General features: G+C 51.4%; 19 protein-coding genes. 1 reads left to right on the top strand and 18 read right to left on the bottom strand.

What is annotated here, in order from left to right:
* Positions 1-4: 4 nt before the first annotated feature.
* The 10 genes from ACUZ79_RS05940 to ACUZ79_RS05895 all read right to left on the bottom strand — a co-directional run bounded on the left by ACUZ79_RS05940 (position 5) and on the right by ACUZ79_RS05895 (position 8,306).
* On the bottom strand, positions 5-478 hold the full coding sequence (locus ACUZ79_RS05940; RefSeq protein ID WP_449250989.1) for a zeta toxin family protein: 474 nt from the start codon (positions 476-478) through the stop codon (positions 5-7).
* Entirely contained in the window at positions 478-660 is a 183-nt protein-coding gene (locus tag ACUZ79_RS05935; RefSeq protein ID WP_449250988.1) for a hypothetical protein, read from the bottom strand. The genes ACUZ79_RS05940 and ACUZ79_RS05935 overlap by 1 nt, the downstream gene beginning before the upstream one ends.
* Before the next feature lie 93 nt (positions 661-753).
* Positions 754-1,116: a hypothetical protein gene (locus ACUZ79_RS05930; protein ID WP_449250987.1), complete on the bottom strand. Its 363-nt coding sequence runs from the start codon at positions 1,114-1,116 to the stop codon at positions 754-756.
* 16 nt (positions 1,117-1,132) lie between these two features.
* Positions 1,133-2,296: a hypothetical protein gene (locus ACUZ79_RS05925; RefSeq protein ID WP_449250986.1), complete on the bottom strand. Its 1,164-nt coding sequence runs from the start codon at positions 2,294-2,296 to the stop codon at positions 1,133-1,135.
* A gap of 68 nt (positions 2,297-2,364) precedes the next feature.
* Positions 2,365-3,066, bottom strand: a complete 702-nt coding sequence (locus ACUZ79_RS05920; RefSeq protein ID WP_192113926.1) for an ERF family protein — start codon at positions 3,064-3,066, stop codon at positions 2,365-2,367.
* A 170-nt stretch (positions 3,067-3,236) separates the two neighbouring features.
* The gene (locus tag ACUZ79_RS05915; protein WP_072311508.1) at positions 3,237-3,497 is read right to left on the bottom strand and encodes a Txe/YoeB family addiction module toxin; all 261 of its coding nucleotides are present in this window, start codon (positions 3,495-3,497) and stop codon (positions 3,237-3,239) included.
* On the bottom strand, positions 3,478-3,750 hold the full coding sequence (locus ACUZ79_RS05910) for a type II toxin-antitoxin system RelB/DinJ family antitoxin (protein ID WP_192113925.1): 273 nt from the start codon (positions 3,748-3,750) through the stop codon (positions 3,478-3,480). The genes ACUZ79_RS05915 and ACUZ79_RS05910 overlap by 20 nt, the downstream gene beginning before the upstream one ends.
* A 111-nt stretch (positions 3,751-3,861) precedes the next feature.
* On the bottom strand, positions 3,862-4,092 hold the full coding sequence (locus ACUZ79_RS05905; protein ID WP_225530105.1) for a restriction endonuclease: 231 nt from the start codon (positions 4,090-4,092) through the stop codon (positions 3,862-3,864).
* A 35-nt stretch (positions 4,093-4,127) separates the two neighbouring features.
* Entirely contained in the window at positions 4,128-6,938 is a 2,811-nt protein-coding gene (locus ACUZ79_RS05900) for an EAL domain-containing protein (protein ID WP_449250985.1), read from the bottom strand.
* A 399-nt stretch (positions 6,939-7,337) separates the two neighbouring features.
* Complete coding sequence (locus ACUZ79_RS05895; RefSeq protein ID WP_096152589.1) at positions 7,338-8,306, bottom strand: IS30 family transposase; 969 nt, start codon at positions 8,304-8,306, stop codon at positions 7,338-7,340.
* 204 nt (positions 8,307-8,510) lie between these two features.
* Here ACUZ79_RS05895 and ACUZ79_RS05890 point away from each other — a divergent pair, with 204 nt between their 5' ends.
* Positions 8,511-10,250 carry a HAMP domain-containing methyl-accepting chemotaxis protein gene (locus ACUZ79_RS05890; protein ID WP_449250984.1) on the top strand — a complete coding sequence of 580 codons (1,740 nt, stop codon included), beginning with the start codon at positions 8,511-8,513 and terminating at the stop codon, positions 10,248-10,250.
* 71 nt (positions 10,251-10,321) lie between these two features.
* Here the strand turns inward: ACUZ79_RS05890 and ACUZ79_RS05885 are convergent, their stop codons facing one another.
* The 8 genes from ACUZ79_RS05885 to ACUZ79_RS05850 form a co-directional block, all read right to left on the bottom strand.
* Positions 10,322-10,654 carry a type II toxin-antitoxin system HicB family antitoxin gene (locus ACUZ79_RS05885; protein ID WP_449250983.1) on the bottom strand — a complete coding sequence of 111 codons (333 nt, stop codon included), beginning with the start codon at positions 10,652-10,654 and terminating at the stop codon, positions 10,322-10,324.
* Complete coding sequence (locus ACUZ79_RS05880; protein WP_240825630.1) at positions 10,651-10,905, bottom strand: type II toxin-antitoxin system HicA family toxin; 255 nt, start codon at positions 10,903-10,905, stop codon at positions 10,651-10,653. The genes ACUZ79_RS05885 and ACUZ79_RS05880 overlap by 4 nt, the downstream gene beginning before the upstream one ends.
* A 117-nt stretch (positions 10,906-11,022) precedes the next feature.
* A complete protein-coding gene (locus ACUZ79_RS05875) occupies positions 11,023-11,628 on the bottom strand; it encodes a BRO-N domain-containing protein (protein ID WP_449252167.1) in 606 nt (201 codons plus the stop codon).
* 8 nt (positions 11,629-11,636) lie between these two features.
* A protein-coding gene (locus ACUZ79_RS05870; RefSeq protein ID WP_428993646.1) for an IS3 family transposase occupies positions 11,637-12,832 on the bottom strand; the annotation gives its coding sequence in 2 pieces (ribosomal slippage) (positions 11,637-12,562 and positions 12,562-12,832; 1,197 coding nt in all).
* Between the two features lie 133 nt (positions 12,833-12,965).
* Complete coding sequence (locus ACUZ79_RS05865; RefSeq protein WP_449250982.1) at positions 12,966-13,667, bottom strand: ERF family protein; 702 nt, start codon at positions 13,665-13,667, stop codon at positions 12,966-12,968.
* Positions 13,668-13,946: 279 nt separating this feature from the next.
* Positions 13,947-15,188 (bottom strand): ISL3 family transposase, encoded by a 1,242-nt coding sequence (locus tag ACUZ79_RS05860; RefSeq protein ID WP_449250523.1) that lies wholly within the window; start codon positions 15,186-15,188, stop codon positions 13,947-13,949.
* Positions 15,189-15,530: 342 nt separating this feature from the next.
* A complete protein-coding gene (locus ACUZ79_RS05855; RefSeq protein ID WP_449250981.1) occupies positions 15,531-18,656 on the bottom strand; it encodes a DEAD/DEAH box helicase in 3,126 nt (1,041 codons plus the stop codon).
* Positions 18,646-19,494, bottom strand: coding sequence for a Hachiman antiphage defense system protein HamA (locus ACUZ79_RS05850; RefSeq protein WP_449250980.1), 849 nt, complete (start codon positions 19,492-19,494; stop codon positions 18,646-18,648). Before ACUZ79_RS05850 ends, ACUZ79_RS05855 begins: the two co-directional genes overlap by 11 nt.
* Position 19,495: the final 1 nt, after the last annotated feature.

Genomic DNA, 19,495 nt, shown 5'->3' with positions numbered 1-19,495 from the left:
CTGGCTAGGATATCTTTCTGTAATTGCAGAAGGAATTGTCCAGAATTGTCACTTTGTCCGCCAAAGCCATCGCCTTGGGCAAATTCTCAAGGCTGCGTTTGAAACGGCGAACAACATCCTGGGCTGGAACGCTATGCCCGCCACGTGATGCACGGGCTGCAACTCGATTCAGCGCAAGTACTTCTGACGCGAGGCGTATGTATACAAGCTCAACTTCATAACCCCGCTGTTTTGCCTCCTCCATCAGAGTGAAGTCAAACTTGGCCGTAAGGGTAGACTCCCGCGCAAATGAAACTCCCTCCTCCAGAAAAAGGCGAGCCATGCGAGCAGCAGCCTTGCCAGCGGCAATCGGGGACAACCCTTCCGCAGCCAGTTTATCAGGGTCAATAACCAGCAGATTTTCCCGCATGGCAATTGTCCTTGAGAAGGTACTCTTGCCTGCCCCATTTGGGCCACAGATGCACAAAAGCTTGGGCATTACTCTACCTGATGGGCTTCGGTGAGTGACGTTGTTTCAGTATGTCCGTCTGGATAGCGAAGGGTATACTGCCCGTTTTCGTCCAGGTAGTTCAGCGGAACTCCTTTTTTTAGCTCAAGCTCAAGGATTATACGCTGATTTTCTATGGCCGTTTCGACCAGTTCTTCGAGTGTGAGCGACATAATGCCTCCGTTTTCACAGATTACGGGTAAGCCTGCGGACGGTCAACGGTCTCTACCTGTGGCAAACATTTGGAAGGGGATGAAGGTCGGCTGCTAACCTGCTATAATTTTTCGTTCTACGGAAATGTTGAACGGGATGCCACAAAAGCTGCCGCGAATTTCAATGTCGTCATAATCTTCGCCAAGACGGATGAACAGGAAGTCTTCATGCGACAAGTTGTCCATGAATTCTTCAACAAATGCTATTTCATCAAATTCATCGTACCACCGTTCCCCCTCCCACAGAAAGACAACAGCCCCGGTGCTTTCATCGGTTCTGCTGGGTTCATCACCAATAAGGATTTTGATTGCTGCAAGACTGTCAGGCTTGTCCCTTTCTGCCTCTGCAAGAGCTATTTTTAGCTGATCCATTCCATTTTTTGTTAGGCACAGGGCCACGTCGGAATAATACCCCATGATTATCTCCCGAAGTTCAGTTTATGGGCGAAATACTCAATTTTTCGAAAGGTGAGCCTGTGCGCTCGCAACGGGTTAGCAATGTGTCTACGTCGATGCCGCCCATGTGCTCAGCGTTAAGAATCTCGGTCAACTCCTCCCGCAGGGCATCTTTGTCCAAAGTGGTGCGACCAGCTGCCACTGACATGCGGAATCGGTAGTTTCCCGTGTCTACCCAATCCCGTGTGCCAGCATGGCGGTGAACAAGCTTGAGCACAGTCTCCACTTCTTTGATTTCATTATCTAAGGCCGTGCGCTGCTCCTTGAGGGCCGCCAGCTTTTCAAGTGCTGGCTGCCATTGCGGCATTTGCACTCCCTGTGGGAATTTGGGGCAGCCGTCGTTATGTTCGCAGTACGAGCACAAGGGGTAAAAGCCTTGCGCGCAATCCACTTGTGCCAGAGTTATGTGCCCGGCGCGGAATGCTGTAAGCTCACCCCACAGCTGCGCCGCATGATCAAGGGCCGTATTGAGCATGGCCTGATTGAAGCCATAGGGGCCGAATGCTTTGACCTCTTTCATGGAAAGGCAGAGCAACCATGCCTCCATGCTTGCCTCGGCAGCAGTTGCGGGCAACTGAAGGCCAAATTGGACAAGGCAAAGTTGCGGGAAGGTCATTTTGTCATGCAGAAGCGTACCGTCCCCAGCACGAAGGCTGAAAACGGGCTTACTCCATGCTTTTGTTAGCAGGCCGATCTGTCCGTGCAGTTGCAGCAGATGGGAATCGTGCGGGGTGCCGGGCAGCTTGTCAGTGCTCTTCACTTCCAGAATTCGTATGGCATTGACGGGCGCACCCCAGACCAGCACAAAATCAAGATGAGCCTTGATAGGTATGCCCTGATGCTGCCAGTTGATCTCAAGCTGGGGCAAAATATGCAGGCCCAACGATGTCAGTGCCTGCCCAACCCCAGATTCAAACCAGTGCCCTCGCTGCAGCGTAAGCAGGCGCTCCAGGCTGTTTGTGGTGGGCAGCACTTTTCTAGCCAGTGCAGCCCGTGGGCATTCCCAGTGCTGGCCAATGTCGCTCATTCCCACATAGCGGGAGCGGTCGCCTAGGTGTGCAAGTGTGTCTTTGTGGGCAACGGCTTGCAGGCCTTGTCTGATTAACGCCCGTAATCCTTCTGAACGGTCCTTCTGTTCCATGGGGTAGTCTCCATAAAAGCGAAAGGGCCGCCATCAGGCAGCCCTCTCACTCGGTATTTTGATTTTTGCTATGCGGCATCAACATATTTCCACCACAATTTTCTCTGCGGGTTCCAACGGAAGCCCGAACCGGTCAGTAATTCCTTTTTGGCCTGTGTGTTGCCTGTGGCAATGATACAAGGACGCCCATCCTGAGCTGTCACCTGTTGATAAGTAATCCCTTCCAGCGGAGGAAGATTTTCAAGCGCTGCTGACGAGCGATTTGAGGTGGCTGAAGAATTATTTTTGGCATTGGTGCCGGGCAAATGCGCTTTTTTCATTTCATGACTGTTTACGGGCAATTTCGGGCGAGATGCCGATTTCCGACCAGTTCTTGCCCCTTCGCCATCGTCATCTTCAGTTACCATTCCCAACATGGCGGTTAGAGCGTAGCGGCGAGCGTATGTTATTGCCGATCCCATTCCCTGTGGGTCGGCCTTGGGCAGAGGCACCACGGCCAAGGAACTTTGCCATTGACCCGACTCAACATGTGTCAGCTTGGTAACCAGCCCGAGCGAGTTGGGCTGCTCCACAGGCACAGGATACTGACACAGCCAGATGCCGTTTTCGATGAGCGCATCACGACAGGCATCCATGACGCTGTTGAGGCTGGCGTACCAGCTTTTGGTAAAAGGATTTTCAGCGTCCTTGGCTATGGGGCGCACGGTTCGCTGTACGCTGAGCAAGGCCTTGGCCAATTCGGTGATGTTTTCTGATTGATATTGGTTCATGAAATACCTCCAGAAATGAGAAATCCCTGTCCAGCATGACGCTGGGCAGGGATTTCTTGGTTGTTTTAAAGAGTAATTTCTGTCTTCTTACTGAAATAATATATCGTTAAAAAATTATTGAGATACAAATCTTTTTAGCTCTGGGAAAAGTATTTATCCCAATATAAAAATCAACTCTCATAATGGCCTTTGCATTGAATTATCTGACAGACATCGCCAACAATGCGGTAGACGAGTCTGTGCTCAGCATCAATGCGGCGACTCCACCAACCCTGGAGGTTAGCTTTCAAAGGTTCCGGCTTGCCTATGCCGACATATCCGTTTCGCTGAATGTCTTTAATCAGCATGTGGATGCGCTTGACGGCCTGTTTGTCGTGCGTATGCCAATATAAATAATCATCCCACGCCACATCATGCCATAGGAGCTTCATGCGCGTCCTCAATCAGTTGGCGGTAAGTGCTGTTTGTACTGGCATCCATTTCTTGAGCCAGTCGCGCAAGATGCGCCTGGTTCTGCTGGCTGTAAAAAGGATCAAGACTTGGGGTAAAAGGCAAAGCCTTTTCCCGCACCATCTGCGCGAGAAATATCCGTACCGCAGTTGCCACATCCATGCCCAAATCGGCAGTAATGGCTTGGGCCTGGGACTTAAGGGCATCATCAATGCGTATTTGCAGGTTGGCCATGACAGACTCCTTGTAATGTTTTGCGTTACAATGGTAATGACACATTGGGATCGTGTCAATGGCCTGCCGGAACGCAATTGCGCACAATTGCCAGGTGAAACTGCAAAAGAGTTAAATATTTTCAAACCATGCTGTATTCACGTCAACCTCTTCAACCATGCGAACCTCAACGCCAAGACGAAGCTGTTTGAGCATATCCACAAGGTCTTCCCCATCAATTAGATCAATAGGTGAGGCACCATCACGGGTGGCTTCCTTGATTGCATCACGGGTGAACGCACCTGTGGTGATGAACAGCCCCTCGCGCCCCTTGCTTTTTTGCGGGTGGGCATCCTCTGACAAGAAAGCCTTGAGGCAGGCCTTTTGCCGCAGGCAGGCTAGTTTCCGGTAACGTGCGGAGGGCTGGCAAAAAGGTCTTGCAGCATGTTTTGCCCTGCGGCCAGTGCGTAGCTCTCAAATACTTCAACCGGCTGCGGCGGGCTGAACAGATAGCCCTGAAACATATGGCAGCCAAGGTTTTGCAAGAATTCCATCTGTTCCTTGGTTTCCACCCCTTCAGCGATGGCCTCAAGCCCAAGGCTGCTGGCCAGCGTCATGATCGTGCCTGCTATGGCGGCATCGTTGGGGTCGTCCAGCAGATCCATAACAAAGGACTTGTCTATTTTGACCTGATCGAGTGGCAGGCGTTTTAAAAAAGCCAGAGATGAGTAACCTGTGCCGAAATCATCGAGCGAAAACGTAATGCCGATTTTTTTCAGCTCGTTCATCTTGCCGATAATTTCGTCAACATTGGCTGTAAGCTGGCTTTCGGTGATTTCTATCTTGAGCTTGCCGGGGGCAATATCATATTGCTGCACAATTTCGGTTACCGACTGCACAAAATTAAGCTCGCAAAACTGGCGCGCGCTCACATTTACTGCAATGCTCAGGTGCGCCAGGTGCGGGTTTTCTGCCCACACGGCAAGCTGGGCGCAGGCCATCTGCAAAACCCAGTCGCCAATAACCACAATCATGCCATTGCCTTCTGCCATGGGTATAAAGTCGCCGGGCATCACAAGACCACGGCGCGGGTGATTCCAGCGCAACAGGGCTTCTGTTCCCACTATTTTTCCCTCGGAAGTTACCTGTGGCTGATGGTACAGTGTGAACTGTGAAAGGTTCAGCACGGCATCTTTAAGGTCATATTCTATGGCATTGCGTTCCATCATGGCTGTTTGCAGCAGAGGATCAAAGAAAACAGCAGTGTTTTTTCCGCGTTCCTTGGCCATATACATGGCGATATCGGCCTGTTTGAGCAGTTCTTCAACTGAAACAGGCTTGTTGCCAAAAAGAGTAAGGCCAATACTGCCAGAGCAGCGGTAGTGTACGGTGTCCAGTTGAAGTGGCATGCGCATGGCGCTGAGAATCTTTTTGCCAATAGTTTCTGCCTGGGCCGCCGCTGTGGTCATGTCATCCGAAAGATTGAGCAGCAGCAGAACAAATTCGTCGCCGCCAAACCGGGCAACAGTGTCGCCCTCGCGTACAACAGAGCGAAGCCGTGCTGCTATGAGCTGCAACAGCCTGTCGCCCTGGTCGTGCCCTTGCGTGTCGTTAATGGTCTTGAAGTCGTCAACATCCACAAAAAACAGGGCATGCAGGCTTGCGCTGCGCTGGCTGGCCGCAATGGCCTGTTTGACATGGTCAACCATCAGCGAGCGGTTGGCCAGCCCCGTGAGCTGGTCGTAAAATGCCAGCTTGTTGATCTCCTGTTCCTTGAGCACCAGCGAGGTCACATCCTCGGCAACCACAACATAGCCCATGTTCTGACCATGGCAGTCATGGAGCATTTCGCTTACCGGCTGGATAAAGTGCGGCTTTCCGTCTGTGCTGATGTCAATGATGCTGGTTCTTGTTGAACGGGGATCAACATTGAGCTGGTTGATGGGGCAATCACCCGTTCCGCAGGCGCTTGTGCAAAAACAGTCGTGGCAGAATTGACCAAGCAGTTGCTCGAACGGTTTTTTAAGCAGCAGTTCCGTTGCCTTGTTGGCAATAGTTATCTGCCTGTTTTTATCTATGCCAAAAATGGGGTCTGGCACAGCATTGATAAGGTTTTTATAGCCTTCAACCTTGGTCATTACAGCTTCTATGCTGTCCATGAGCCTGTTAAACATTTTTGCCAGATGGCCTATTTCATCCTTTGCGGTGTCTTTAAGTCGGTGCGCAAGTATTGCGCCGTCTTCGGCAATGCTGTTCAGTGCGCGCATCATTTCTTGCACCGGCGAAAGCACCGCAAGCCCCAGCACAAAATAGGTAGCAACAATGGGCACAATCAGCAGAAAGAGAAACGAAGCCAAAAGTGTGAGGCCCGCTGTTGTGATGATGCCCTGTTGTTCGTTGAGGTCTATGGAAAACACAAAGGTTCCGATCTGCTCGCCCTTGTAGTCGTTGACCGGAATGCCCGCAATAAGCAGGCCCTCTGCTGTGTGCCATGTGGAACCAGCGGTTACGGAATCCAGAAAATCATTGCTGATGAGCTTTTCAATCTTGCCAGCTGTGGTGCCCCGCACAAGCACATAATGGTCGTGAACCGTTGGGTATGCACCAGTATCCAGTAACTGTGTTGCAATGGAGCGTTTGTTGGGGTTCATGTAGAGGAGGGTGTTTTCGCCCTTGCCAGCGCCCAGGCTGTCCAGCAGCGGATTGAACGGAACGAGAGTTTCCACAGAGCCAAGGTGCTCGCCGTTGCTGGCCACCACCGGGGCCAGCCCGCGTATAACCAGCCCGCCACTGCCAACCTCTACTCCCCATACCGCCGTTTTGGTGGTGTTGATGTCCTTGACGCTTTGCCGAAAAAGCGAGAGATCGTCTGAAATATCAACCCATTTGCCGTCACGCATGGTTTGCTTTTCGCGCCACAGCCGCACAAAGCTGCGTGAAGAGGCAAAGTGGAAGTGCAGTTGGGGTTTTGCCCCCATTACTGCTTCATACCCCTCGATCATGGGGGCAAAGCTGGCACGCAGCATCTCACGCCCCTGCTGTGATTGCGGGCTGGCTTCGTCATCAATGTTGCCGGTAAAGGCCACACGGTAGGCTTCTTCAACTTGTGGTAACCGGCTGACCAGTGCCGCCAGTTCCATGGCGTGGAGGCCGTTGGTTTTGACCATCAGCTCTATCTGGGAGAGCTTTGAATCTACAAGAGTCTGCATGCTTGTTTCACTGAGCTGGCTTCCCTGTCGTGCCACAACCAGCATGCATAACAGCGCCACAGCCAATGTAATGATCACCAATGGCAAGCATACTTTTGTACGTATATTCATAAGTCTATCCAGTTATGGCATGATATAACGCTTAAAGCGTTTAGTGGGCATGCTTGCGCAGTGCCTGAAGCATACATCATTTTTCTTATACTAGGGGCAACCATCATCATATTCAATTGAAAATATTATCGGGTAGCAGCTGGATTGAAGGCTGAAAATCAACTTCTTGCCCGCTCCTCTTTGTGGGGCAGAAATATGGCTGAAGCGTAAATGCCAAACGGGAGGCCAGGGCTGCTTTGTTTCTGCATTGATTGGCATAATGCCGGGTAATATTTCGCGGTTTCAAGTTCAAAGTGCAACACCCAGTCCTTGGGTATTGGCGTCTTCTAAAAAAACTTCATAGGGTGTCTTAAACCCAAGGCATTTTCTAGGCCGCCAGTTCAAGCGGCACATTGCCGCTATGATCTCATCTTGCGTGACCGATGCCAAGCTTACCCCCTTGGGGAAGTATTGGCGTAGAAGGCCATTGGAGTTCTCGTTCAAGCCACGCTCCCACGAATGGTAGGGGTGCGCAAAAAATCCCTGAGCCTCGAGTGTAGCTGACACATCGGCATGGTAGCTGAACTCCTTGCCGTTATCATAGGTAATAGTCTGAACAAAGTCCTTAATGGGTGTCAAGAGTCCTTCAATGACCCGCCTTACTTCGCTGGCGCTTTTGTTGGGAGCCTTGCCAAACAGGAAAAGACGACTTTTACGCTCTGCAAGTGTCACCAAAACGGGGCCTCCTTTACTGCCTTCAACGGTATCAGCCTCCCAATCACCAAGGCGTGAGCGCTCGGCAACAATGGACGGGCGTATGTCTATGCTGATACGCCCCTTGATTTGACCTCGTCTGTCGGGTTTGCCATATCGTCGTTTGCGTTTGCGCTGGCAGCGCAAATGGCTGTGCAGCGTTCCTCCTCGTTTTTTGTCCGCCAGAATGTACTGGTAAATCCATTCATGACTGAGGGCAAAACCTTTGCGTTTGAGAACTCCAGAGATTTGCTCCGGACTGAAGTCCTGGTGCAGACACTGTTCAACATACGTCCATACCTCAAGGCCAATGCGCTTCTTCCCTTTACTGGTCTGCCTTTTCTGACTGCGCTTGTGTGCCTGCCTGTAGCGGTAGCCACGCGCCCCGGTATTTCGCGCAAGTTCGCGGCTTACAGTTGAGACGCTACGGCCTATCGCTTTGGCTATGGCCCTCAGTGACGTTCCACTTTTCACTGCCTGGCAGATGTAGTACCGTTCTTCCCTGGCAAGGTGTGCATAGCCCATACGCCCCTCAATCTTTGGTTGGATGGAGAGGCTAAAGGGCTATACCACCTTGCCTTTTCATTCAACTTTGAGGGTGTTGCACTTGCAAGTTGAATCCGCCTTTTACTTAAAAAATAATGTGTGTTGACCTAAATTTTAAAAAAAATTATTCGATATACATTCAACACAAAACACTCAATACGTCACTTTTTAAGAGGAAAAGTCATGAAACTATCTACAAAAATTTCTACAAGCATGGGACTACTGACCATACTCATAGCCGGACTAACTTCCTATTTTATCATACAATTATCAAAATTAAATGATGTATCTCGCGAAATAAGTGAGAGGCAAGTCCCGCTTATGAGACTGAGGGGAGAAATCAACAATGCAGCCTCTGAATACCGATTAACTGAAACACTGCATGTTTATTCCTCGAATGATCAGCAGATGAAGGAATATGAAAAAATTGCGAAAAATTGGGCCGATATGGCTGCAAAAGATATAAAAGAGATAAACTCACTACTTATCACTCCCGCAGGCAAGGAGGCATTCCAAAAGTATCTGACTTATCGCGCTAGCTACCGTGAAAGTTCGTCAAATACCCTCACCTTGTCACGTGAGCATAAAACCGAGCAGGCCATGGCTTTGCTACTAGGCGAATCTGCAACAGCTTATGACAACATGAGTACTGCAATGAGCGAGCTTACAAAGCTGATTGAACAGCGAGCGGATCATTTGAGTGAAAACGCTTCAACCGCCTATGAAACATCACGATTGATTGGAATCATCCTTGCGGCGGCTTCACTTTCTCTATCTATCGTTTTGACACTGTTAATGGTTCGCAACGTCTTAAATCAGCTAGGCAAAGATCCCGGCGAGTTAGACGCCATTGCCCAGCGAGTTGTTGATGGGGATTACAACATAGATGATGGCAGCAAAAAAATTGGTGTCTTCGGGGCAATCGTAAATATGGTTTCTGCTCTTAAAGGACACATCGAAAATGCGCAGCGCGAGTCCGAAAACGCAAAAGAACAATCGGCCAAGGCCCAGGCTGCGATGCTCCAAGCTGAAGCTGCAGGCCAGGAGGCGCAAAGAAAGACTCAAGCAATGTTAATTGCTGCGGACAAACTTGAGCAGGCTGGGAATGTAATTTCTTCTGCTTCAACTGAGCTTGCGGCCCAAATTGAACAATCTGACAGAGGATCTGCGGAATCGGCGCAGCGATTGTCTGAAGCCGCAACAGCCATGCAGGAAATGAATGCCACGGTACAAGAAGTTGCTCGCAATGCCAGCACTGCCTCCAATGAATCCATGGAGACACGGAACAAAGCCCAGCATGGTGCAAGCATTGTTGAGCAGTCACTTCAAAGCATTGAAGGTGTTCGGCAGATTTCGATTGAGCTCAAGGGTGACATGGAACAGCTTAACGAACATGCCCAAAACATCACCCGTATTATGGGCGTTATTTCAGACATAGCTGACCAGACCAACCTGCTGGCGCTCAATGCCGCCATCGAAGCAGCGCGTGCAGGCGAGGCCGGGCGCGGTTTTGCCGTTGTGGCTGATGAGGTCAGAAAGCTTGCAGAAAAAACCATGTCGTCCACGGCAGATGTTAGCAGCGCGATTGAAGCCATACAGGAAAGCACGCAAAAGAGTATGGCTAGCGTTGATAACGCAGTTGAACAGGTCAATAGCGCCACAGAGCTGGCTGGCTTGTCGGGCCAAGCTCTTCAGGAAATTGTCACGACTGTGGATACTACAGCGGATCAAGTTCACGCTATTGCTACGGCCAGCGAAGAGCAGTCTGCAGCCAGTGAAGAAATCAACCAATCCATTGCCCACGTTGACAATATGGTCAGACAAACCGCTGAAGCCATGTCCGAAGCTGCCAGAGCTGTCTCTGATCTCGCAGCCCAAGCACAAGGCCTTACAGATCTGATTCTTGATCTGAAAAATGCATAAGTACGCTTGAGACAAAAGGCCGCCCAGAGATGGGCGGCCTTTGACAGTGCATTGACCAGATCCAAATAATTCTAGCCCACAGCCTGCTTCACCGTATCCGCAATGAAAGCATTCAAGGACTTTCCCTGCGCAGCTGCTGCAACGCTTGCGCGATGATAAACGTCAGGCTCAAGGCGCAAGGCAAAATTTCCACGATTGGGTTTGCGAGGCTCAATGCCATGCTTTGCGCATTCCTCAAGGAAAATGCGTAGCGATTCGCTCCCCTCCCGGCGTAATCCGGCAAGGTCAGAAGCGTAAAAATCTGCGCCACCGTTCAGCCCCACAAATTCACCGCGGAACATTTCCATTTCAGGATCATAGGCAATAGCAGCTTGGTATCCGTCAAAATCCATTACATTTTTCATGGCTTCACTCCATGCTCTTCAAGCCATCTTCGCACACTTGCAACCGCCCCTTTGTCTGTAGTCGGTTCTGGATGCGGGCGATGAAAAATCTTTATTTCCCCAAAGAGGAACACGCATACTCTTGAGCCTTCTCGCTCGCTTATTTCTGCCCCAAGAGCAATGAATAACGCCTCAATATCCGCCCACCTAATACCACCAGGGACAGGCCTTGCAAAAATCTGCGTGAGGGTGGCGGCATGTTTGCGCTTCATGGTGTAATGATATTACTTAATGATATCATGTCAAGATATACCAATGCAAAGAGTACGTCCATCAAGATGAAAAAGGCCGAGGTGTCCCCCGGCCTTCATTCTTGCGCTTTCCCCGCTCTACATATCAAGCATCTTGGCCAAACAAATATTGGTGTTCAGCGCCCGCAGCGCCACAGCTCGAAACTCTTCGCCAAGCTGGTCAATTCGGTGACGTGAATCGCCCAGAGTATCCATAAGCGGATCGGAGAAAGTCCTGTTGGTATTCACCCGTTTGACCATCGCGCTGTGGATATCGCCAGACAACCGAGCCAGATCAGCAGACAAAGACATCCCTAGGCGGCACACATCGGCAATAGCTGACGCATAACGAGCTTTCAGGATGATGCACTCAAGCGTGCGCGGGCCAACTTCCCCGGCCTCATCAAGCATCTGCTTTATCTTGCTGCCCATGTGGAGCTTTTCGTAGGGCGAAAGGTGGAGACGGTCAAAGAGATGGATGGGCTTTTCGTTGGAGGCGGACAGCGCCTTAATGCCACGGCCAAGAGCCTTCTTGCCGGGCTTCGCCTCATACTTTCCCGTCTTGCGGATAGCCGGAAGGACTTCTGACGCAACCCAGTTGGTGAATGCGTCGGCTTCCGGCTTGTTGGAGCGGAAGGCAAGCTTGTAAACGGCGGGTTCGGATATAACGCGCAATCCTTGACCAGCCCCGTTTTTTTGTACCAGGTTAAATGTTAGTGGTAGATTCTTTGTGGTTCTGTTTCTGTCGCCTGTATAGCTGATAATTCTGGCGGAGGCGAGATTGGTCCCATTTCTCCTCTTTGGGGAGGGGTAAAAACTGTCAATGGCGCAGGAGGTCTACCGTTAAGGGAGCGATGCGGCCTACGGTGGTTGTAGTGCTGGCGCCAGTTTTCGATAACTACTTCGGCTTCCTGTAACGTCATAAACACCTCGCCGTCCAGCAGCTTGTCCCGAAGCTTGCCGTTAAAACTTTCGCAGTAACCATTTTCCCAAGGGCTGCCCGGTTCAATGTACTGCGTCTGCACAGACAGATTTGCCAACCATTCTTTTAAAGCTAACGCTACGAATTCTGGACCGTTGTCCGAGCGAATGTTATCAGGTCTGCCATGCGTCAGAAATAAATCTGCCAAAACGTGCATTACTTGCTCTGCACGAATTGTGCGGGCCACATGTAGTGCCAAGCATTCACGGCTATATTCATCAATGACTACCAGCACACGAAAAGATTTGCCATTGGCCGTGCGGCAATGCACAAAATCATAAGCCCAGACGTGATTTTTCCACTCAGGCCGGAGCCGAATGCAGGAACCATCATTCAGCCACAAGCGCTTTCTTGGGCGCTGCTTTGCTGGGACTTTTAAGCCTTCCTGTTTCCAAATCCGTTCTACGCGATTATAGCTGATACCCCACCCGTCTGTCCGCAAGAGGTCGGTCACCGCTCTGTAGCCGTACCGGCCATACTCCGAGGCATAGTTGATCACCGCCTGGCGCACGAGCACTGAAAACTCACAAACAGAGGACGTATACCGTTGAGTAGTCCGATGTTGCCCCAGAACAGCGCATACCTTGCGCTCACTGCTCCCGGTCTGCTCACGGACATACTCCGCACATTGACGACGGCGGGTGGGGCTCAGAAGTTTCCCTTTGCCGCCTCCGCAAGAATAATTTTTTCAAGGCTTAAATCAGCGACGGCTCGTCGCAGCCTAGCGTTTTCCTTTTCTAGTTCTTTCAATCGCTTGAGCTGCTCAGTCCCCATGCCTCCATATTCCTTGCGCCATCGATAATACGTTTGCTCGGTTACAGCAATTTTGCGGCAAGCCAGGGCAATACTTTCGCCTTGTCCCACAAGAACTTCAACCTCGCGAAGCTTGAAAATGATTTGCTCTGGAGTAAATGCTTTGCGACCCATTTGATGCCCTCCATGGCTCCACCTTATACTAACTTTTTAGGCGGACCAGTTTTTTGGGGGCAGGTCAGGTAGTCTCCATAAAAGCGAAAGGGCCGCCATTAGGCAGCCCTTTCACTCGGTGTTTCGATTTTTTCTATGCGGCATCAACATACTTCCACCACAATTTTCTCTGCGGGTTCCAGCGGAAGCCCGAACCGGTAAGCAATTCCTTTTTGGCCTGCGTATTGCCAGTAGCAATGATGCAAGGCCTTCCGTCCTGGGCTGCAACCTGCTGGTAGGTGACACCTTCAAGCGTTGGAAGGCTCTCAAGGTTCGCTGACGGACGATTTGAGGGAGTTGAAATGTTGTTTGTGGTGGATGGTTCGCGTTGTCGCGCTTTTTGCGATTCAGGGGTAATTACGGGCAGTCTGGGACGTGTGGGCGATTTTTTGCCATTTTTAGCCCCTTCGCCATCGTCATCTTCCGTGACCATGCCCAGCATGGCGGTCAGAGCGTAGCGGCGAGCATAAGTAATTGCCGATCCCATGCCCTGCGGGTCGGCTTTGGGTAGCGGCACCACCGCAAGAGAACTTTGCCACTGCCCCGACTCTGCATGTGTCAACTTGGTAACCAACCCAATGGAGTTAGGCTGCTCCACTGGTACAGGATACTGGCACAGCCAGATGCCGTTTTCGATAAGAGCATCACGGCAGGCGTCCATAACGCTGTTGAGGCTGGCGTACCAGCTTTTGGTGAAGGGATTTTCAGCGTCTTTTGCGATAGGTTGCACGGTTCGCTGCACATTAAGCAGAGATTTGGCTAGATCTGTGATGTTTTCTGATTGGTATTGGTTCATATGGGCATCCTCCTTTGATAGCAAAATGACAAAACCCCGCCCAGCTTAGTGCTGGACAGGGCATACAGGTTGATTTGAAGCATTATTCTGGTGCTCTTGAAAGAGTAATATATTCTTAAAGATAAATGAATAACAATCGTAGTCGCTTGGATGCGTTCTCGTTGATGCATCTACTTCATGCCATTTTGGGGTGCATATGTCAGGAGCACTAATTTTCAATGGCATGCTTGGCGAGAATGAGTATTTTAAATAAAGGTTCTTCGTCGTTTGATGTGGAATTCATGAAGCCACTACGACCTGAATCGGGGCCGCAATCAGGTAGACCATGGTGATGAAGTTCTCCACGTTCCGGTATCCTCGGGCCCTGGCCCTTGCCGCCTGGAACAGGCCATTGAAGCCTTCGAGCCTCGCATTGGTGTGCAAGGAATGCCAACGATGAAGGATTCGCGGCAAATGCCTCTCAAAGCTGGCCAATGCTCCGCGCACGGGTTCCAATAGCGGGCAGTCGGCCGCGTACTCGGCGGCATGCTTGAGAAAATGGGTTATGCGCCACTTGGCGGCCTGCTTCGATTCGGCCCGTCGAACCCAGCGCAGAAGTTCTTTGACACGGTAGGCCTTGGCGGTAGCGAAGCCCTGCTCGACGAGTTCCAGGAGAGCACTCTCCTGATTCTGCGTGCGTATTGTCTCGGCGCCCTTGAGTACGGCCCAACGGGTGTGGTCCGGCAGCTTTGACTGCCTGGCCTCAAGCTTTCTGACGTCATCGACGGCCTTGGTGAAGAGTTGGACGACATGAAACCAGTCGACTGTCACCGAGGCAGACTTGAACTTCTGTTCGACGGCGGAGAGGAACGCAGGCGACATGTCGCAAACTACCTCGACGATGTTTTCAGGACAGCCTTCATGGGCTTCAATGAACGCGCAGAACTGAGTCAGGCATTCCTTGCCCTTACCTGGAGTCGCGAAGATCACGGGCCTGTCGGAACGATCCAGGTCAATGAAGACGGTGATGTAATTGTGCCCACGCTTGGACGCGGTCTCATCCAGACCGATGGCCTTGATGTCTTTCAAGTTCAGCGCATTGATGGCTTTGGCCACATAGTGATGGACGATGCGCCACAGGCGGGTATCCGTGACCTCGACATGACGCGCTACGGCATTGACCGGCATCTCTCGAACGAGGCTCATGACAACCTGCTCAAAAAGCAGGGTAAACCGGCTGCCTTCCCTGGCCCATGGGGCTTCGACGCGTCGGATTCCATGTTCCGGGCAATTGATCCTCGGCAGTCGGGCTGTGAGGTAACAGTGATGCTGGAAGAAGTTGAGATGCCGCCACGTGAATTCCTTGAAGTCGTGAGCCTTGCACGCGGCTCCGCACTCGGGACACGGATACAGCGCTCCGCGGTCGGCACCGATCTCCAGGTGGAGCTTGGTTGGCGTATGGTCGGTATCAAGACGTTGGCTCATAACTTTCCAGGGCGGCGTGAGGCCGAGGCCCAAGGCAAAGATTTCTTCAGCTTGCATGGCAGTCCTCCTAAAGGAGGGCTATCCAAACTGATTGAGGTCGGTCAATTCCACATCAAACGACGAAGAACCTAAATAAATTGCAGCAGTTCCATGTATTGGGCTATTTCCTGTGTGGGGTCAGGTGGGCCCTACAAGTCCGAATGAGCTGTGGGCGATGGACTTTGTAAGCGCTGCTCTTATGGATGAACGTCGCATCCGGATTTCCGCACACCTTCTGGGTAGTTGCGGAAGATCTCCTCCGGCGACTGAAACTCGACAAGGCTGTCGAGGGCGTCTCCGGCAAGCTGACCAAGTAGGCAGCCTGGGTCGCGAGATAGCCTGGGGCGATGATCTGGATTTCTACTGCAGGAGTTCATTCATCCTCTCCTGGAAATAGCTTGGGTATTTCTCCATCACCGCCATGGATCCGTCTCGATCTGTTTTCAGTGCCTTCACGAGATCCTTCTTCTGGGTCGCTGCCAGGTTTAGGGATGCGGCGAGATCCTGAGCAATGACCCGGTCCGAAAAGCCAAGCTCGTAAAGGGCAATGGTGGTTTGGGTCGGCAGACCATATTTCAGGTGCTTTTGAAAAAGCTGCAGACGATTGATCAGGTCTCCAGTGCCATCTTGGTCCAGGGTTTCAATGAATTCGCACACAGCGCCTACAACGAGCGCTCCGTCGTAAGCGAGCGTTCCTTCGCAGACATCGACGACATGATCGATTTTGAACTCTCTCCGGCGGGTGCCCCATATCATCTTGGTTTTTCGCTTACAGATGATATTCAGGAGGTCGCTGAAGGGCTTTCCACTGATCCACCCATGCGCGATTTCTTTTAGTACCTCCGGTTTATCGAACTTGGTGAATACGCCACTGTTGATATGCCGAGTAAGCAATGGCCAGGCAAGATCAAGCGCGGTTATTTCATCAACAATCGAAAGCAGACGGTTGGCGTTGGTTTGGACCCATCCCTCGATGGCTTGAGCATCTTGAATACCGTAAAGCGTCCGGCCATAGATTTTACGGCGAGCCGGATCTGTGATGTTTGCAGAGATGTTCCCAGCGAGAAGCTGAAACAACTCGCGGAGATGCTCCTTTTTCTGATCATCAGCCAGGAAGAAAGCAAGCGTTTCTTCAGCCAGTCGAATCACATCTTCTTCTGAAAGACCATTTTCAGATTCATCCCAATGAGATAGCAGGAAGCTCTCGACGGCACAGATTAGGCTGATTCTCCAGGCGATTTGCCGCTCGACACCGTCTCGGGAGAATTTTTTGTCTCCATGTCGTGTGGCTATCCCCGCAGCCAGCTTGGCCACTTCATCAGGATCGGCGATATAGGCCTTGGCAAAATCCAGTGCCTCCATAGTGATGGTATATTTCACGTCATCGCTTCTGATGGGGTCGAAGATCGATAGAAGATTGCTGATGCATGGCTCAGAATTGCGCGGTTCCAAAAGCTCTTTCACTTGGTCCCAGCGCCATTTGTCGTTACGGGCCTTCCGCTTGTCAAAGATCCCCGGATCGGCAAACAGGATGCTGCCTTCGGTATGCATCCCGGCTCGGCCCGCTCTGCCAATGAGGTTATGGAAATCTCGAACCTTGATGCGTTCCATGCCCTGGTAGACACTGGTCACGATGAGGTATCGAATCGGAAGGTTTACGCCCTGCGCCAAAGTCGAGGTACAAACCACGAATCGCACAAGGTCATCACGCATGGCATGCTCCACCGCCAGCCGAATACCATGAGGCGTATTGCCATGATGGGAAAAAATGCCATGTGCCGCGCTCTGGGACGCCGGAGCGTCAGCGCCGAGATTCTCGATATGCAGATGTGTTAGCCTCGCAACTTCCTGGGCGTCTGAAAAAATTGACGGCAAGGGCAGCTGTGCACCTCGCTCGATAATATCGACGGCCTTTTCACAGACGCTGGCCGCTGTCGACTTCCGCCCGCAGAAAACAGCGATACTGCCATTCGGGACCAATTTCAGACCGAGGTAAAGTGCGATAGCCTGCCCGTCCGTTTTTTCAGGGAAAAAGCGATCCGTCCTTTCCCGCTTCTTCCTTCCGAGATTGAATCTTTCGATCACCCTCGGAACGAAAAACTCACCTTGTTCGGCGTCACGGCCGTCGACGTACTCGATCTTTCCCAACTGATCGAGCCAGCTCGCAAATCCGACTGATTTGAAAGTCGGAATCAGAGTTGTGCTTTCGACGACATTGGGTTCCCCGTTCAGCCATTCTCCAACAGCCTCGGCGTTGCTGATGACCGCTGAGATCAGCACCTTCTGGGTTCCTTTGGGAATCATGGAGCGTAGTGATGTCAGAAGCAGTTCGTATGTGATGCCTCGGGTGCCGCTGTCGAACTGGTGGCCTTCATCAAAAACCAGCAGGCCAACATGGGCAGCCAGTTCCGGAGCGTGCCGAAGGACGTAGAGTAGCTTCTCGGGGGTTACGACCAAGATCTGTAGGTGCCCCAGAAGTTCGGCAATCTCGAAGTCGGTCTGTAGGGCATCGGATAATTCATCCACCTTGGTGGTTTCGTTGTGGAACGCCTCGACGAGGCTGTTCTTGATCTCATGGCACAGCGCCCGGAACGGGGCGATGATGATGGCCAGTGACACTCGCTCAGCAAGGAACGCGCTTCGAAGGATCAGCTCCGTTGCCTTCGTTTTGCCAGCGCTGGTGGGCATCTGAACGATGGCAGACTCGCCTTTGAGAACATCCGCCTGGCCCAAAAGGTGTTGTGCTGGCCAAAGTTCCTTGATGAACGAATCCTTTTGCAGCGCATGGAGCCATTTGTCGCGGGGCAGCCCGGAATATGACGGTAACGCCTTCCAGGCGGAATTCTCCAACTTTTTCCTCAGAACGGCCGCGATCACATCACCAAACAGAAGCTGCCTGGGTGTGCCGAATTCATAGACGGCGTCCCGTAGCTTCGTGGCCAAATCGAGGAGATTTTCTTCGCCGTTCCCATCCGCAAAAAACTGGAGAATCCACTTTGAAATCCCGTCGATTAATCCGCCGAACGGCCCCTCAGCTCCATCAAAATAAGTTCTCAGATCGGCCTGCAGCAACCAGAGCAACAGGTCCTCCAAACCATCGCCATCCAGGTCCGGGCAGTCACCATCGATGCGCTTCGCCAATACCGATGAGCTCCCAGGCAGATCGCACAGGTAATAGGAAGCAGAGCCCAGAAGCACTAGGTATGGATCAAGTGTTTCGTTCAGCTTTGACTGGAGGTAGGAGTCGAAAAAACGGGCAGAGAAAAGCAGATTGGTTCTCAGTTCAGAGAGAGGGCCTGGATCTGGCGCTTCCCGGTTAATAGCGGCGGCAAGATCACCCAGAAGGGCAATCGAGATGGTGAAGAGCTTATTTGGATGTAGTGATAAATCTATCTCCTGATATTCTTCAGGTACATGGTACTCGATCATTTTAGCTTTTGATCGAGTAACACCCAAAAGACGATTGGATTTTTTATCAGGCCTCATCCGCAGCCCTCCTGTAGAGCTCGTGGACAAGGTCCATCATGTCGGGTCCCTTGATAACCAAGAGGACAAGGCTGTCGTCATTAGGATGAGGAAAAACTTCCTTGGATTTTGCTGACTTGGGAATTTTCCTGCAGTCTGCCGAAGCCAATTCTTCGGCGTCGAAACATTCATCTGAAATGATGGCTGCAGCGCCGTAGGTTTCCTTGTAGGGCATATCTACAGGGCTTTGAAATCTCTCGATCCTTTGGGCCTGTTCGATTTCCTTTTTTTCAAAGAGCTTTTGCTTGATGAAGTTCAGCGATTCATCGATTCGAATGTGATCCTTGGCGGAATCGTTGATGGCATCCTGCAGGCGGTTGATTTTAGAGGCGGAGAATTTTGTCTTGGATTCAAAGACAAACAACACGTCCTTGGTGGAGACTTCGCCGTTTTGTTTATGAAATCGGAATCCAATGACATCGCTGCCCTTGGGCGATTCATCTCGAACAACCTTTGATGACCACCGTACCCTGGGTACCCAGTAACCGAGAAGCGATTGCAGGTAATCGGAAACCAGAATTTCCCCAAAATCTCCTGCCCTGATTCCTGGGCCGAGTTTGGATGTTCTGCAAGGGAACTTGATATTGGTCAGATAATCCGGTCGCGGACGTTTGCCCCGAAGGAAATCGATATCTGTATCCAGACAGTAATGATTCCGGAAGTGTTTCGCCCAGGCCGAAAGCACGGCCTCGTCGTTCTCATGACAGAACTCCCAGACCTCGACATTCTTGCCGTCGGCGGTCTTCAGTCGTTCGCCGGTGTCGACCAGCCATTTAGTGTGTTCCGAAGTCCAAGGCATT

The organism is Desulfovibrio faecalis (genome assembly GCF_053570625.1).
Note: the sequence above shows the minus strand (reverse complement) of the source record. Positions and strands in the feature narration are given on the sequence as shown.

Bases quoted from the DNA above. Each gene is read 5' to 3' on its own strand.
- ACUZ79_RS05885 (WP_449250983.1), bottom strand. From the start codon at position 10,654: ATGAAAAATGTAATGGATTTTGACGGATACCAAGCTGCTATTGCCTAT.
- ACUZ79_RS05940 (WP_449250989.1), bottom strand. From the start codon at position 478: ATGCCCAAGCTTTTGTGCATCTGTGGCCCAAATGGGGCAGGCAAGAGT.
- ACUZ79_RS05930 (WP_449250987.1), bottom strand. From the start codon at position 1,116: ATGGGGTATTATTCCGACGTGGCCCTGTGCCTAACAAAAAATGGAATG.
- ACUZ79_RS05915 (WP_072311508.1), bottom strand. From the start codon at position 3,497: ATGAAGCTCCTATGGCATGATGTGGCGTGGGATGATTATTTATATTGG.
- ACUZ79_RS05895 (WP_096152589.1), bottom strand. From the start codon at position 8,306: ATGGGCTATGCACACCTTGCCAGGGAAGAACGGTACTACATCTGCCAG.
- ACUZ79_RS05925 (WP_449250986.1), bottom strand. From the start codon at position 2,296: ATGGAACAGAAGGACCGTTCAGAAGGATTACGGGCGTTAATCAGACAA.
- ACUZ79_RS05865 (WP_449250982.1), bottom strand. From the start codon at position 13,667: ATGAACCAATACCAATCAGAAAACATCACAGATCTAGCCAAATCTCTG.
- ACUZ79_RS05910 (WP_192113925.1), bottom strand. From the start codon at position 3,750: ATGGCCAACCTGCAAATACGCATTGATGATGCCCTTAAGTCCCAGGCC.
- ACUZ79_RS05920 (WP_192113926.1), bottom strand. From the start codon at position 3,066: ATGAACCAATATCAATCAGAAAACATCACCGAATTGGCCAAGGCCTTG.
- ACUZ79_RS05850 (WP_449250980.1), bottom strand. From the start codon at position 19,494: ATGCCTTGGACTTCGGAACACACTAAATGGCTGGTCGACACCGGCGAA.
- ACUZ79_RS05880 (WP_240825630.1), bottom strand. From the start codon at position 10,905: ATGAAGCGCAAACATGCCGCCACCCTCACGCAGATTTTTGCAAGGCCT.
- ACUZ79_RS05900 (WP_449250985.1), bottom strand. From the start codon at position 6,938: ATGCAGACTCTTGTAGATTCAAAGCTCTCCCAGATAGAGCTGATGGTC.
- ACUZ79_RS05935 (WP_449250988.1), bottom strand. From the start codon at position 660: ATGTCGCTCACACTCGAAGAACTGGTCGAAACGGCCATAGAAAATCAG.
- ACUZ79_RS05855 (WP_449250981.1), bottom strand. From the start codon at position 18,656: ATGAGGCCTGATAAAAAATCCAATCGTCTTTTGGGTGTTACTCGATCA.
- ACUZ79_RS05860 (WP_449250523.1), bottom strand. From the start codon at position 15,188: ATGCAAGCTGAAGAAATCTTTGCCTTGGGCCTCGGCCTCACGCCGCCC.
- ACUZ79_RS05890 (WP_449250984.1), top strand. From the start codon at position 8,511: ATGAAACTATCTACAAAAATTTCTACAAGCATGGGACTACTGACCATA.